Source organism: Bradyrhizobium algeriense (assembly GCF_003062295.1).
Lineage (GTDB): Bacteria > Pseudomonadota > Alphaproteobacteria > Rhizobiales > Xanthobacteraceae > Bradyrhizobium > Bradyrhizobium algeriense.
Map to the genome: position 1 here is coordinate 1 of NZ_PYCN01000043.1, position 13,501 is coordinate 13,501.

At 61.5% G+C, this 13,501-nt stretch carries 14 protein-coding genes; 10 read left to right on the forward strand and 4 right to left on the reverse strand.

The genetic code is table 11. The features are described 5' to 3' along the window. Window positions 1-295: 295 nt before the first annotated feature. Entirely contained in the window at window positions 296-565 is a 270-nt protein-coding gene (locus C7G61_RS37915) for a hypothetical protein (protein ID WP_108522754.1), read from the reverse strand. 470 nt (window positions 566-1,035) lie between these two features. Here C7G61_RS37915 and C7G61_RS37925 point away from each other — a divergent pair, with 470 nt between their 5' ends. After that, a complete protein-coding gene (locus C7G61_RS37925; RefSeq protein WP_108522756.1) occupies window positions 1,036-1,338 on the forward strand; it encodes a hypothetical protein in 303 nt (100 codons plus the stop codon). 118 nt (window positions 1,339-1,456) lie between these two features. Here the strand turns inward: C7G61_RS37925 and C7G61_RS37930 are convergent, their stop codons facing one another. Beyond that, window positions 1,457-2,713, reverse strand: a complete 1,257-nt coding sequence (locus C7G61_RS37930) for a S1C family serine protease (protein WP_108522757.1) — start codon at window positions 2,711-2,713, stop codon at window positions 1,457-1,459. A gap of 407 nt (window positions 2,714-3,120) precedes the next feature. On the opposite strand from C7G61_RS37930, the gene C7G61_RS37940 reads away from it, so the two are divergent. The 9 genes from C7G61_RS37940 (at window position 3,121) to ccoS (ending at window position 11,512) form a co-directional block, all read left to right on the forward strand. Beyond that, window positions 3,121-4,101, forward strand: a complete 981-nt coding sequence (locus C7G61_RS37940; protein WP_244608665.1) for a Bug family tripartite tricarboxylate transporter substrate binding protein — start codon at window positions 3,121-3,123, stop codon at window positions 4,099-4,101. Between the two features lie 468 nt (window positions 4,102-4,569). Next, window positions 4,570-6,228, forward strand: a complete 1,659-nt coding sequence (gene ccoN, locus C7G61_RS37945) for a cytochrome-c oxidase, cbb3-type subunit I (protein ID WP_108522760.1) — start codon at window positions 4,570-4,572, stop codon at window positions 6,226-6,228. Between the two features lie 4 nt (window positions 6,229-6,232). Continuing rightward, window positions 6,233-6,964, forward strand: a complete 732-nt coding sequence (gene ccoO, locus C7G61_RS37950; protein ID WP_108522761.1) for a cytochrome-c oxidase, cbb3-type subunit II — start codon at window positions 6,233-6,235, stop codon at window positions 6,962-6,964. 2 nt (window positions 6,965-6,966) lie between these two features. Next, complete coding sequence (locus C7G61_RS37955; protein WP_420836828.1) at window positions 6,967-7,146, forward strand: cbb3-type cytochrome oxidase subunit 3; 180 nt, start codon at window positions 6,967-6,969, stop codon at window positions 7,144-7,146. Next, complete coding sequence (gene ccoP, locus C7G61_RS37960) at window positions 7,137-8,018, forward strand: cytochrome-c oxidase, cbb3-type subunit III (RefSeq protein ID WP_108522763.1); 882 nt, start codon at window positions 7,137-7,139, stop codon at window positions 8,016-8,018. The genes C7G61_RS37955 and ccoP overlap by 10 nt, the downstream gene beginning before the upstream one ends. Further along, window positions 8,015-8,233: a hypothetical protein gene (locus C7G61_RS37965; protein WP_108522764.1), complete on the forward strand. Its 219-nt coding sequence runs from the start codon at window positions 8,015-8,017 to the stop codon at window positions 8,231-8,233. Before ccoP ends, C7G61_RS37965 begins: the two co-directional genes overlap by 4 nt. Before the next feature lie 18 nt (window positions 8,234-8,251). Then, window positions 8,252-9,043 carry a DUF2189 domain-containing protein gene (locus tag C7G61_RS37970; RefSeq protein ID WP_108522789.1) on the forward strand — a complete coding sequence of 264 codons (792 nt, stop codon included), beginning with the start codon at window positions 8,252-8,254 and terminating at the stop codon, window positions 9,041-9,043. Window positions 9,044-9,068: 25 nt separating this feature from the next. Beyond that, window positions 9,069-11,348 (forward strand): heavy metal translocating P-type ATPase, encoded by a 2,280-nt coding sequence (locus tag C7G61_RS37975; RefSeq protein ID WP_108522765.1) that lies wholly within the window; start codon window positions 9,069-9,071, stop codon window positions 11,346-11,348. Further along, window positions 11,345-11,512, forward strand: a complete 168-nt coding sequence (gene ccoS / locus C7G61_RS37980; RefSeq protein ID WP_108522766.1) for a cbb3-type cytochrome oxidase assembly protein CcoS — start codon at window positions 11,345-11,347, stop codon at window positions 11,510-11,512. The genes C7G61_RS37975 and ccoS overlap by 4 nt, the downstream gene beginning before the upstream one ends. Window positions 11,513-11,591: 79 nt before the next feature. Here the strand turns inward: ccoS and C7G61_RS37985 are convergent, their stop codons facing one another. Together C7G61_RS37985 and C7G61_RS37990 are read right to left on the reverse strand one after the other, a co-directional pair. Beyond that, a complete protein-coding gene (locus C7G61_RS37985; protein ID WP_108522767.1) occupies window positions 11,592-12,461 on the reverse strand; it encodes a tetratricopeptide repeat protein in 870 nt (289 codons plus the stop codon). A 95-nt stretch (window positions 12,462-12,556) separates the two neighbouring features. Further along, window positions 12,557-13,213: a FecR family protein gene (locus C7G61_RS37990; RefSeq protein ID WP_108522768.1), complete on the reverse strand. Its 657-nt coding sequence runs from the start codon at window positions 13,211-13,213 to the stop codon at window positions 12,557-12,559. Window positions 13,214-13,501: the final 288 nt, after the last annotated feature.

Consider the following 13,501-nt stretch of genomic DNA (forward strand, 5'->3'; position numbering starts at 1 on the left):
GCTCGGCTTGCCGAGACAAAGCGGTTCCATCTTCGCCCATTGGGCGTCAGTCAAAACGAATCGGTCCATCCGCAGCTTGAATCACAACCAAGCCCGGATGAGAATCCTGAATCCCAACAGACCCTAGAGCATTATCGGTTCTGATTGAATCAGAACCGAAGCTCTAGATTCTTGTTTTGACGCGTTTTCTTCACGCGAACCGGTACCCACTTCGCTCGAAAACGCTATAGTTTGAAAGTCCTCCCACGGAGTGGGGGCTATCCGTCAAAGTCGAGCGATTGCCTTCACTTGGGCTTTACCGTGAGCCGCTTCGCTCGCGTCCGCTCCTCGTCGGCAGGATGGAGCTCGCGATATCAAACGCGACGGCCCATCGCGGCTTTTCTTCCTCCGCGCCGGGCACGTTGATCTGAACGCCGACGCCGTCGCTGATCGTATAGGATGCGGCCAGTGCGGCGGCTTCGAGGGCGGCGCCTCGCGAATCGTAGACGCCGCCGATCTTGACGTTGTCGGCAAATACCGACCAGCCCAGCGGCGCCTTCACGATTTCGAACACCGATCGTTCCATTAGCTCATCCCGTATCGTTTCACCTGTATCGCTTCCGCCCCTCGCCCACGTGGCGAATCCTGGCCATGGGAGCGTGGCGTCGGGACGTGGGCTTGTCGTCGGCGGCCTTCGCCCGCCAGGCGGAAGCCCGCAACCCCGTCAACGAATACAACGCCGGTGCAGGCGCGATTTCCTTCCGCACGGCATCGACAGTTCGATCGAATTCAACTTCGCTCATCGCACGCTCCATTGCGCCAGTCCGGCATTCTGCCGTCAGGAGGATAAGAGAGACCGCGCTGGTCACAGATCACCATGCAAGTTTGTTGTTTGAAGGCTCGCCCGCGGTCGCTTCGATGGCAAAATGGGGTCGAAATCGGGAACGGCCGGACCATGCCTCGCGAAACCAGTGGGCCCTGATGGCCCGCGGGGTTCCCCCTTGGCCCAACTTGCCTCATGCGTGCTAGATTCGGCCACGAATCAGGAGGGTTTGCATGCCGGTAGATAGTGACAGCGCCATTGCGTGGCACCGCGCCCAGCTCAAGAAGCTTCGCGAGATGTTGAAGAACATCGAGACCGCGAGGTTCACGGTGGGCGAGCCTGCCCAATCGAGCAGGACCGGCAAGACCCAGAAGGCGATTGCCGAACTCGAGCAGAAGATCCGGCAGTCGCAGCACATCATCGCCGCCTATGAACGGCAGACCCGGCGGCCGCTTGCGACGGACCAGCGAAGCCTCGCCAGCGTGAGCTGGAGCATCTGGACTGCCCAGACCGCGCATGGCCGCAATTCGCGGTAGGCGTTGAATGGCCTGAAGGCCACCGGCCTTCCGGCGGGTCCCGCACCCAGGTTTCCAGCTAACGGATCGTCATGTGGCGCGCGGCGGATGTCCGCGCAGCCGAGCGCCGTCGGGCGCTCTAATTCTTCGCCGTCTCTTTTTCTTTCGCCTTGGCTTTGCAGGAGATCAGGAACGTAAACGCCCGCGCATTGCGCGCGACGTCGGCCGTCTTCAACTCGTCCTTGGCGTCGGAGATCTGATAGGGCACCACGCTGTTATCGAGAAAGTCCCGCAGCGCCCCGGTCTTGATGGCGAAATTGATGTTCTCGGGAATGTTGCCCGTGGCCCTCACGAACTTGATGGCATTCAGTTTGGCCGCGACCACGCCGACCACGTCGCCACTCGAGGCCAATAGCGGCCCGCCGCTGTTGCCGGGCTGAATGGCCGCGCTGATCTGCAGAAAGCGCGTGTCGTTCAGGATGCCGCTGAGCGAACTCACGATCCCGGTCGTCACCGTGAAATCCGATGTCAGCAGCCCATGGAAGGGATAGCCGATCGCCACCACGCTGTCGCCGGACTGGATCGCCTTGTCCCGGATTTTGGCGATGTCCTTGAACGAGCCGGTGACCTGCAAAAGGGCGAGATCGTTGGTCTCGTCGCTCGACACCAGGCGCAGTTTGGCGGGCGCCTCACCGGACGGATTGCCCTGGATGTCGCCGACGCAACCCTGCACCACGTGCGCATTGGTCACGAGGTGTCCGTTCGTACTCACAAGGAATCCGGTGCCCTTCTGGTCAAACAGTCTGTCGGGCTTGGCCGGCGCAGAGTCCGGCGCCGCCACAGCGACCGCCTTAGCTGCGGGAAGGACCGAGAAATCGCCGGCACTGGCCACGCCCGATTGCCTGACCTTGGCGACGCAGTTCGCCAAAATGGGCGGTAGCTGTCCGGTCTGATCGAGGCTGAACTGGAAGAGCTGCCCTTGCGTATAAGCCGTCATCCCCTTCGCCTTTCGGAATTGGGCGATGAGCGCGGAATTGCTCGGCATCGGCACGCGAACCACTTTGTCGCCGATCGGGACACCATGGACATTGAACGGTTGCTGTCCATCGAATGTCAGGGTCAACGGAAAGGCCTGTCCTGGCGTGAGCGTCCATTGCTCATGCATGAACCCCAGACCCCACCCGCCATTGCCGTCGATCGTCACCATGAAGTAGACGCCGCTGGCGTATCGGGCGCCTGCGGCACAATGCGAGAAAGATCCGGTCTGGTCGTTGGTGTAGGCCCCGCCCTGCCAGTTGCCGATGCTGATCGAACCGTAAGGCCCGCGCGCATCCGCATTCGAACCGGCAAAAATCGTACACAACAAAGCTGCGATCGCAGCAGCACGGCATTTCATAAGTGCATTCCCCACAGACCCAGGGTGAGCATATTTATCTTTGCAACCGAAGTCCATTTGGGCCGACGCAGGAGGCCGAAATTTGCCCGCCCTTGCTGTTTCCCGTGCTGCTGATCCCGGAGTTTCGGCCCCGCCACCAGCGCGATAAGCGCGTGCGCCAACCTCCTGTCGGATAGCTGGCGCGTGCCACACCAGAACAATTGGCCCCGAGGCTCATTGGCAGCGACCAAACGCCCCGGTGCCGCCTTGTTTCCGACCCATCATTTTAATGGATCACGCGTGGCATCTTGCATACGGTAGGGTCCCGCTGCCCCCTGTCCATTCCGGCTAAACGCCGGAACCAGCGAGGCAAAAACAACCGCGCCGCTGACAGCGGACGCCAATCTGCAATAGCCGAGGAAAATGCTGTGAAACCAAGAGTTGTCGGGTACGCGCTGTTTACACTCCTGGCGGTCGTTTCCGCCATGGCCGGCCAGGCCCAGGCCCAAACATGGCCGGAGAAGCCGATCACCTTCATCGTTCCGTTCGCGGCCGGCGGCGGCACCGATGCCTTTGCCCGCCCGCTGGCGGCCCAGCTCGATACCCAGTTGGGCAAGCGCGTGCTGATCGAAAACCGCGCCGGCGCCGGCGGCACCGTCGGCGCATCGCTCGCGTCAAAGGCAGCTCCCGACGGCTACACCTTCTTCATGGGCGCGGCGCATCACGCCATTGCGCCCTCGCTCTATCCCAACCTCGACTACAACATCGAGAAGGATTTTATCGCGGTGGCGCTGATCGCGCGGCCGCCGCAGGTGGTGGTCGTCAATCCGGACAAGGTCGCCGCCAAGACGCTCGCCGAGTTCATCGCCTACGCCAAAGCCAATCCGGGCAAATTGAACTACGGCTCCGCCGGCGCCGGCACCACGCATCATCTCGCGGGCGAGCTGTTCAAGATCCTGACCAAGACCAGCATCCAGCACGTTCCCTATCGCGGGGCCGGTCCCGCGATGCAGGATCTCATCGCCGGCCACGTGCCGGTGGTGTTCGACGGGCTTGGCTCGTCGGCAGGGCCCATCAGGGCCGGACAGTTGCGCGCGCTTGCCGTCGCCGCGCCGAAACGCGTGCCGGCCTTCCCCGATCTTCCGACCGCCGCGGAAGCTGGCCTGGCCGGATATGAAGTGTCGACCTGGTACGGCCTGTTCGCGCCGAAGAACACGCCGCCGGCGATTGTCGATCAGATGATCAAGGAACTGCAGAAGGCCATGCAGACGCCCGCCGTCAAGGAGGCCTGGGAGCGTAACGGCTCCGACGTTCCCGATGTCACGGGTCCCGCATTCGCGAAAATGGTGTCCGTGGAAATCGAGCGCTGGCGCAAGGTCGCGACGGAAGCGAACGTGAAGCTGGACTAGCCTTCGGCAAGACAGGCTCGCAATTATGTAAGACGAGAAGCCGGCACGGCGGAGAGCTTGAAAAAGCCTCCGCCGTCGCTGTTTGCGCACCTTGCGCCCGACCAGGTACGTGGCGGCGCTTATCTGTGCTGTTCGCCAGCACGAAAATTCCCAATCCCGGTTGCGGCGAATGCATAGCGGCCGCCTTTTTATGTGTGGTCTATGCTCGATGCACAGGCTGCGATCAGCCTTCGGCTGCTCCTGAGAGATCGCGGCCGCCCGTCGAGGCGAAGGCCGAACTCGCATAATGTGTTAGCCCATAACAGGCTCGGACATGCCGCCTGACGTCGCGATTGTTGACCTAGATCAAGTCGTCGATGTCAGTTCTCTGGATACTGTCATCCATGCGAATTGTTCTTGCGCTCCAATACATCGGATTGGCATGGTTCGCTAAATCAACCTCACGTTGCTTCAAAGGGGCTGCAACTCATGATCGCTCAATTGACAACGTACGAGCGACAACTTGCGCTCATTATCCTGCTGGCGATTTCCTTGTGTGGATTCGCCATGGCGGTGGCCGGACAAAGTGATCCCCTGGGCGTTCACGGGGCTATTGTATTGTTGGCGGGGCTCGCGGGAGCCTTCTGGGTCATCTCCGGGTACTACACACCGGAGCCTGGCGAAGACCGCCTCGACCGGTATTTCGACGATCCCAGCCGAATGGGCATTATCCTGGCTATGGCATGGGTCGTCGCCGGACTTTTCGTCGGCGACTGGATTGCCTGGCAGCTCGTCAATCCGGACCTGACTTTTGACGCTGCCTGGTCGAGCTTTGGACGCCTCCGTCCGGTGCACACCTCCGGCGTCATCTTCGGCTTCGGCGGCAATGCGCTGATCGCGACGTCGTTCTATGTCCTGCAACGCACGTCCCGCGCGCGCCTGCCCGACCAGTTGAGCCCATGGTTCGTGCTCCTCGGCTACAATTTGTTCTGCGTCATCGCCGCCACCGGCTATCTGATGGGCGTCACGCAATCGAAGGAATACGCCGAACCGGAATGGTATGCCGATATCTGGCTGGACATCGTGTGGGTGACCTATTTCATCCTCTATCTGCGCACGCTGGCTCGCCGGAAGGAGCCGCATATCTACGTGTCGAACTGGTACTACATGGCCTTCATCCTGGTCGTGGCGATTCTCCACATCGTCAACAGCCTCGCCATTCCGGTTTCAATCGGTCATGCCAAGAGCTATTCGGCGTTTTCCGGTGTGCAGGATGCGATGACGCAGTGGTGGTACGGGCATAACGCGGTCGCGTTCTTCCTGACCGCCGGCTTCCTCGGCATGATGTACTACTACCTTCCAGTGCGTGCCGGCCGCCCGATCTTCTCCTATCGGCTGTCGATCATCAGCTTCTGGGGCATCACTTTCATGTACATGTGGGCGGGTTCGCACCACCTGCACTACACCGCGCTTCCGCACTGGGTGCAGACGCTCGGCGTGACGTTTTCGGTCATGCTGCTGGTTCCTTCATGGGCGTCGGCCGGCAACGCGCTGCTGACGCTGAATGGCGCCTGGCACAAGGTGCGCGACGACGCGACCCTGCGCTTCATGATGGTCGCTGCGGTCTTCTACGGCATCGTCACTTTCGAAGGCTCGTTCATGGCCATTCGCCCCGTCAACTCGCTGTCGCACTATACCGACTGGACCGTCGGCCACGTGCACGTTGGCGCGCTCGGCTGGGTCGCAATGATCACTTTCGGCGCGATCTATGCATCGGTGCCGTGGCTTTGGAAGCGCGAACGGATGTATTCGGGTCGGCTGGTGGAGGTGCACTTCTGGCTCGCGCTTGCTGGAACGGTAATCTATGTGTTCGCGATGTGGAATTCCGGCATCATCCAGGGGCTGATGTGGCGGACCTACAATGAAAGCGGAACGCTCGCGTATTCCTTTGTCGACACCCTGGTTGCGATGCGTCCCTATTATATCGCTCGCGCAATCGGCGGCCTGCTGTTCCTGATCGGCGCATTGGTCGCATGCTACAATATCTGGATGACGATACGGACGGCCGATCAGCCGGCCGACCAGCGGCTTGCCGATCGTCCCGTTCCCGCGCCCGCAGGCGTCTCCGCGCCTCAACCGGCGGAGTGACGGCATGTTCAACCTGCATTACCAGCTCGAGCGCAAGACCATCGGCCTGGTGCTCGCCATCATCGGCGTTGCCGCCATCGGCGGTGCGGTCGAGATCATACCGTTGTTCACGATCCATCAGACCGTCGAAGACGCCCCGGGCATGCGGGTTTATACGCCGCTCGAGATCGCAGGCCGCAATATCTACGTCCGGGAAGGCTGCTACGCCTGCCATTCGCAGATGATCCGGACGTTGCGCGACGAAGTGGAACGCTACGGACCCTACTCGCTCGCCGTCGAATCCAAATACGATCATCCCATGCTCTGGGGATCGAAGCGGACCGGGCCCGACCTCGCGCGCATGGGGAACAAATATTCCGACGAATGGCACGTCAGGCATCTCAACAATCCGCGCGACGTCGTCCCGGAATCGGTGATGCCGCATTATTCGTGGCTCGGCCGTACCGAACTGCGCCATGACGACCTTGGCGCTCATCTGGCTGCGCTTCGCAAGGTCGGCGTGCCCTACACCGATGACATGATTGCCAACGCGAAGTCCGATGCCTACGGACAGGCCGCGCCCGATACGCCCTACGCAGAAGGCGTTACCAAGCGTTACGGCGCGGCGACCAATGTGCGCGCCTTCGACGGCAAGTCGGGCGAGCTGACCGAACTCGATGCTCTGGTCGCTTACCTGCAGATTCTCGGCAAGCTGACTGACGCTGCGCACAAGCCGGTCGCAGCCGCAGGAGGTTGATCATGGACAACGATTTTGTGGTCTGGTTCTCGAAGTCATTTGGCCTGTTCTATCTGATCGCGCTTTCGATCATCATCGTCGCCTATGCGTACTGGCCGTCGAACAAGAAGCAGTTCGACGAGGCGGCGCAATCGATTCTCGGGGACGAGGACAAGCCGCACAGGGATCAGATATGGCGGTAGACGAACGCGATCCGCATACCGGCTACATGACCACCGGTCACGAATGGAACGGCATCAAGGAATTGAACTCGCCGGTGCCTCGGCCGGTCTATTTCTTCCTGATCGTAACGGCCTTGTTCTCCGTCGTTTACTGGGTGCTGATGCCGGCATGGCCGCTCGGTGTAACCTATACCAAGGGCCTGCTCGGTATCGATCAGCGTGCCATTGTCAGTGAAAGCCTGAAAGAGGCCGCCATCGAACGCGGCGCATGGACCAAACGGATCGAGGCTGAAAGCTTCAAGGAAATCCAGGCCGATCCTCGGTTGATGGAAAAGGTGCTACAGACCGGCCGAACGCTGTTCGGCGACAATTGCGCGGCATGTCATGGAACGAAAGCACAGGGCGGCAATGGCTTTCCGAACCTGACGACGGCGTCATGGCTTTGGGGTGGCGATCCCGAGAGTATCGCCGAGACGATCCGCGTCGGCATCAATTCCGCTCATCCGAAAAGCAGGACATCGCAAATGATGGCCTTCGGGCGCGATCAGTTGCTCAAGAAGGACGAAATCGACAGCGTCGTGAATTACGTGCGCAGCCTTTCCAACCCTGCTGTGGCAAAGGAAGTGCCCGCTGCAAAAATCGAGGCCGGCAAGGCCGTTTTCGCCGCCAATTGCGTCACCTGCCATGGCGACAACGCGAAGGGCAACGCTGAACTCGGGGCGCCGGACCTGACGGATCGATTCTGGATCTATGGCGGCGATGCCGAGTCTATCTACACGACAGTGTGGAGCGGCCGGCAGGGCCATATGCCGAGTTGGGATGGACGGCTCTCCCCGCTCGACCGCAAGATTCTTGCGCTCTATTTGTTTGATCTCCGCCGGAGCGCACAATGAGCGAAGCCGGCGCAGCGACGAAGCACACCAGGACAAGGGCCATTCTTTGGCTCGCGATCGGCGCCGGGCTGTTGCTGATGCTGATCGCCAATTCGCACCTTGTCTATATGGCCGTCGTGTCCCAGCCGGACTGTGTCGCGCATGTGCGCCAGGGCGAGGGCTCTGCGAAGGACGGAAAGTTCAGCGCGGCAAGATCGTCATGCACACCGCGATGAGATAGCAGGAGACCAATGATGACGCCGATACCGGCCGTTGTTCCACCGCTGCAGCGAGAGCAGACCTGGAAGCGAAACATCGCCCCCGCAGTGGCCCTGGACTGGCTTGCGGCCGGCTGGCGCGATTTCACGATCTATCCCGGAGCCAGCATCAGTTACGGCATCCTGGTGTTTCTGGTTTCCGTCGTCACCACCGTCGGCATATTCGCGCTTCGCCTCGACTACATCCTGCTCCCGGCGTTTGCCGGTTTCATGGTCGTCGGTCCGATAATCGGGATCGGACTGTACGAAAAGAGCCGGCGCATCGCAGAGGGTAGATCCGTCAACCTGTGGCAGATGGTCTACGTCAGGCCGGAGTCTGGCGGCCAGGTTCTATTCGCAGGCGTGCTGCTGTTTCTGTTGACGCTGTTGTGGATGCGCGCCGCTGTCATCCTGTATGCGCTGTTTTTTGGCCTGCGGCCTTTTCCCGGCCCCGACCGCATCATTCCCATGCTGTTCACGACAGAGGTCGGCTGGGCGCTGTTGCTGATCGGCAGCGCCGTCGGCGGCCTGTTTGCGGCGTTTGCATTTGCGATCAGCGCCTTCTCCATCCCGATGCTGCTGTCGGAGCGCACGGATGCATTGACCGCCATGGGCACCAGCATGGCCCTGGTCTGGAACAATCTGCCCGTCATGTTGACCTGGGCGGCAATCATGCTGGCGTTGATCGTGGTCGGCATCGCGACCGGACTGCTGGGAATGATAGTGATTTTCCCGGTGCTGGGACACGGAAGCTGGCACGCGTACCGGACGATGCGGCCTCAAGTTTGACACGCGGCACCGGGAGTTGTTTCCAATGGGTTGTTGCGGTTCAGAAGCGGGATTGATAGCGCTGCCGCCGGATGCGCGCGCAGCCGGCGAGGAAGTGCTGCTCGCCAGCCGCATCGTCGCCGACGGTGTGCGCCAAACCGATCTGTCGGCGCCCGCAATCCACTGCGGCGCATGCATTCGGACGATCGAGAAGGCCCTCGGCGGGCTGGCCGGCGTGGAAAGCGCCCGCGTCAATCTCTCGACGAGGCGTGTAACCGTCCGCTGGCGAGCCGACGGAGCTCCGCCGCCGCTGATCGAGACGCTCGAACAGGCCGGCTTCCAGGCGCATCTGTTCGATTTCGAGCCCGACAGCAAGGATGGCGCACGATCAGAACTTGTCCGCGCGCTAGCTGTCGCGGGCTTCGCTGCGAGCAACATCATGCTGCTTTCAGTATCCGTCTGGGCCGGCGCCGAAGCCGAGACCCGCAACCTGTTTCATTGGCTGTCGGCAATCATCGCGCTGCCCGCGCTGGCATATTCCGGCCGGATATTCTTCCGATCGGCCTGGCAGGCCGTGAGGCACGGGCGCACAAACATGGACGTGCCGATCTCCCTTGGCGTGCTGCTGGCCTTCGGCATGAGTTTCTACGAGACGGTGGTGCATGGCCCGCACGCCTATTTCGACGCGGCTATCTCCCTGCTGTTCGTTCTGCTGGTGGGACGCACGCTCGACCACATGGTGCGCGAACGCGCCCGGCTTGCGGTAAAGGGGTTGGCGCGGCTCTCTGCACGTGGCGCATTCGTGCTGCAGGAGGACGGTTCGCGGCATTATCTTCCGACGAACGAAATTCGTACCGGGATGACGATCTTGCTGGCGGCCGGCGAACGCGTGCCCGTCGATGCGACCGTGACCAGGGGGGCATCGGAAATGGACGTCTCGCTGGTATCGGGAGAGCACGTGCCCGTCCCGGTGGCCGCAGGCTCTGTGCTGCGGGCAGGAACGCTGAATCTGACGGGCCCCCTGACCATTGTCGCGACCGCGACATCACGCGATTCGTTCCTTGGCGAGATGGTGCGGATGATGGAAGCCGCCGAGCAGGGACGCTCCGGCTACCGCCGCATCGCGGACCGCGCCGCCAGCCTCTATGCGCCGGCGGTTCACCTGACGGCGCTCATGACGTTTGTCGGCTGGCTCATCGCAACCGCCGACGTGCATCATGCGATAACGACAGCCATTGCCGTGCTGATCATCACGTGCCCTTGCGCGCTCGGTCTCGCGGTGCCGATGGTTCAGGTGGTCGCGGCGCGCAGGCTGTTCGATGCCGGCATCATGGTGAAGGACGGCGGCGCTCTTGAGCGTCTCGCCGAAGCCGACACGGTCGTGTTCGACAAGACCGGGACGCTGACGGTCGGCGTCCCACGACTGATCGGATCGCACGATACAAACCGCGAGACGACCGCAATTGCCGTTGGACTGGCTGCGCATTCGCGCCACCCCTATTCGCGCGCGCTGGTCGAAGCGGGCACCGGCCTTCCCGCGCCTGATACCGCGTTCGATGAGATTTCCGAGCATCCTGGATATGGACTTGAGGCGCGTTCGGGCGCGTCAGTTTACCGGCTGGGCCGGCCGGAATGGGCGCTCGCCGGCACGGCTGAGGCAGGCTGCATGCCGGGCAACGAATCCGTCGTGCTCGCAAAGGACGGCGACCGCCTGTCGGATTTTCGTTTCGAGGACCGGCTGCGGGCAGACGCGGCAACGGCGGTCGCCGAGCTCAAGGATATGGGATTCCGGGTTCAGGTGATTTCCGGCGATCGCGAGATCGCGGTACGGTCGATCGCAACCGAGCTCGACGTTCCCTGGCTTGCCGCCGCGCTGCCCGGCGACAAAACCACGCACATCGCAGCGCTCGAGGCTTCCGGCCGCAAGGTCCTGATGGTCGGCGACGGATTGAACGACGCGCCGGCGCTGGCGGCCGCGCATGCATCGATGGCGCCGGCTTCCGCGGCCGACGTCGGACGCAACGCCGCCGATATGGTTTTCCTGCATGAGAGCCTGGCCGCGGTGCCTCTGGCGATCTCCATCGCACGAAGGGCCGGCCGGCTCGTTCGCCAGAACCTCGCCCTTGCGACTGCCTACAATGTCGTCGCCGTGCCGATCGCAATCCTTGGCCACGTGACGCCGCTGGTTGCGGCAGTGGCGATGTCGGGATCGTCCATTCTGGTGGTCGCAAACGCGCTTCGCCTCGAGAGCCGACAAAGGACCGCCCAAAGCACTGCCGGCGTTGCGCAGATTCCGGCCGAAGCCACGATGGAGGCTGCCGAATGAAGGACTATTTTTACCTGATACCCATCGCGCTCGGGCTCGGCCTCGCCGCCCTCGCGGCCTTCATGTGGTCGCTCAAGACCCGACAATATGACGACCTGGAAGGAGCAGCCGTGCGAATTCTGCAGGAAGAAGACGCTCCGATCCGAACCAAGGCTGAGCGGTAAGCATCTCGGCCCGCCAGCCGAATGCCGCATTGCTTGCGGGCTTATTGGAACGGATCTTCTTCGCGCCAAACCTGGCTGATCAGTTACTCACGCGCACGCCATAGCGCGTAAAGTCATCATGGATCCCGGCCCGGATGGCCTTTGCCGCGGAAATATCGGCATCGCCGCCAGCCTTGTCTCCGTTCTTGAGCCTGGCAAGCCCGCGCCCATAGAGCGCACTCGCCAGCTTCGGATCGACACGCAGCGCGGAACTGAAATCATCGATCGCCGCGTCAGCCCGTCCCAGCTTCAGGTGGATCAGCCCACGCGAGTCATGCGTGGCGGCGTCGTTGGGCCACGACTGAAGCACCTTGCTGCAGTCTTCGAGCGCCGCCTGCAACGGGCCAAGGATGGCCCGGGTCCAGCAGCGGCCGCTCCACGCGGCTTCCAGATTGAGATCGAGGCGAATGGCCTCGTCATAGTCCCGCGCCGCGCGATCGTACTCGTTCTTTTTCAGGTAGACTCCGGCACGGTTGACGAATGCTCTGCCGTAGTTCGGGTTGAGCTTGATCGCTTCGTCCAGAGCTTTGAGGGCGAGGTCGTATTCGCCTTTCCTCAAGTAGGCCGCGCCGCGGTTGTTGAAGGCCTTTGCGAAGGTCGGATCGAGCTTGATCGATTGATCGAAATCCAGGAGAGAGCGATCAATGTCTCCGTTTGCCATATGGGCATTGCCACGATTGTTATAGGCAATCGCGCGCGCCCTCGCCGTACCTTGACCGGAATCGATAAACGCTGTGCAACCATTGATTCGGACTGCAAACGACGTGCGATCCGAACCGTTGCATGACGTAATGTTCTCGAGATAGTCGCTCTTCTTGGGACTCTGCGCGGCAGCCAGCGACCCGAACAGCACCAAGGCAAAAGCAGGCGCGAGCCGCTGAATGACGCGTCGGCTCGCTCTGCATTTCATATCAGGCTCTCCGTTCCCGACGCTGGCGAAGGGGCGACCGTCGATTGAAGTCCATGACATGGTTGGCTGACGAGCCTCCCGCACCGCGAATGGGCCTAGCATCCGCGACAGATGTTCAGGTTTGATTTTGGATAGGGCTTTTGCTCGGGTTGCTGTATCGCTGGTGCTCCGGGCTTTCGCGGGCCCTTGCTCTTGCCTTCTTCAATGAGCGTCGAAAATCTGACTGTCCCGTCATCCGAAATTTCGACGCGTGGTGTCGTGCCTCGAATGCCCATGGTCGCAACTGGGGTATCGACCTTCATATCCCCGGTCTTCGCGACCTGGCCGGCGACAAAAGTGAAAGTGCCCTTGCTCAGACTGAACAAGGTCGAGTTGGACGCACTCTTTGGATCGTACACGAACTCGTCCAAAGCCATGCGCGCATTGTTCGACAGGTTGAAGGAGCTGCCATCGGTGAAGTTGATGCCGACCCGGCCGTCGGCGCCAGTTACAACGATATCGCCCTGATAGACGAGATCGCCTACGTTCGCCTGACCAGCTTGACCTGCGGTGCTCGCCTGAACGACCACCGCATTCGCACGCTCAATCGTGACCGAACCTGTGGCGACAACAACTTTTCCAATTGGTTTTGATGCGAGATCCTGAACGGCGGGCTTGGCGATATCGCGTTGCGCGTGAGCCGGTCCGGCGAAAAGCCCGCCCGCCGTCAGAACGAATCCTGCCACCAATGCGGCAATTGCTTGCGTGCGCATGATCCCCCCTTCCCGAGAAGATCTTGTCCGAGAGACCGCTCACCGGCTCTTTGAACCGAAGGCCAAGGCGACATTAGACCCCAACCTTAGACCCGATGTCGGGCACCATCGACCATCCGTTCAAAAGGATTACTCCTTTTGAGCCTAAAGCCTAACGCCCATAGATTGGGTAGTTTGGAACAGGAGTCTCGGCTGCCAGCCTTCTGGCAGCGCGCAGATGTTTTGACCTCAAGGGCTGGGTAAAGCCAGACCACGAAAATGCACACGAGATAAGTGGCAGTCGGGGGT

Bases quoted from the DNA above. Each gene is read 5' to 3' on its own strand.
- C7G61_RS37970 (WP_108522789.1), top strand. From the start codon at position 8,252: ATGACGCCGATACCGGCCGTTGTTCCACCGCTGCAGCGAGAGCAGACC.
- C7G61_RS37915 (WP_108522754.1), bottom strand. From the start codon at position 565: ATGGAACGATCGGTGTTCGAAATCGTGAAGGCGCCGCTGGGCTGGTCG.
- C7G61_RS37925 (WP_108522756.1), top strand. From the start codon at position 1,036: ATGCCGGTAGATAGTGACAGCGCCATTGCGTGGCACCGCGCCCAGCTC.
- C7G61_RS37965 (WP_108522764.1), top strand. From the start codon at position 8,015: ATGAGCGAAGCCGGCGCAGCGACGAAGCACACCAGGACAAGGGCCATT.
- ccoP (WP_108522763.1), top strand. From the start codon at position 7,137: ATGGCGGTAGACGAACGCGATCCGCATACCGGCTACATGACCACCGGT.
- ccoN (WP_108522760.1), top strand. From the start codon at position 4,570: ATGATCGCTCAATTGACAACGTACGAGCGACAACTTGCGCTCATTATC.
- C7G61_RS37985 (WP_108522767.1), bottom strand. From the start codon at position 12,461: ATGAAATGCAGAGCGAGCCGACGCGTCATTCAGCGGCTCGCGCCTGCT.
- ccoO (WP_108522761.1), top strand. From the start codon at position 6,233: ATGTTCAACCTGCATTACCAGCTCGAGCGCAAGACCATCGGCCTGGTG.
- C7G61_RS37975 (WP_108522765.1), top strand. From the start codon at position 9,069: ATGGGTTGTTGCGGTTCAGAAGCGGGATTGATAGCGCTGCCGCCGGAT.
- C7G61_RS37955 (WP_420836828.1), top strand. From the start codon at position 6,967: ATGGACAACGATTTTGTGGTCTGGTTCTCGAAGTCATTTGGCCTGTTC.
- ccoS (WP_108522766.1), top strand. From the start codon at position 11,345: ATGAAGGACTATTTTTACCTGATACCCATCGCGCTCGGGCTCGGCCTC.
- C7G61_RS37990 (WP_108522768.1), bottom strand. From the start codon at position 13,213: ATGCGCACGCAAGCAATTGCCGCATTGGTGGCAGGATTCGTTCTGACG.
- C7G61_RS37930 (WP_108522757.1), bottom strand. From the start codon at position 2,713: ATGAAATGCCGTGCTGCTGCGATCGCAGCTTTGTTGTGTACGATTTTT.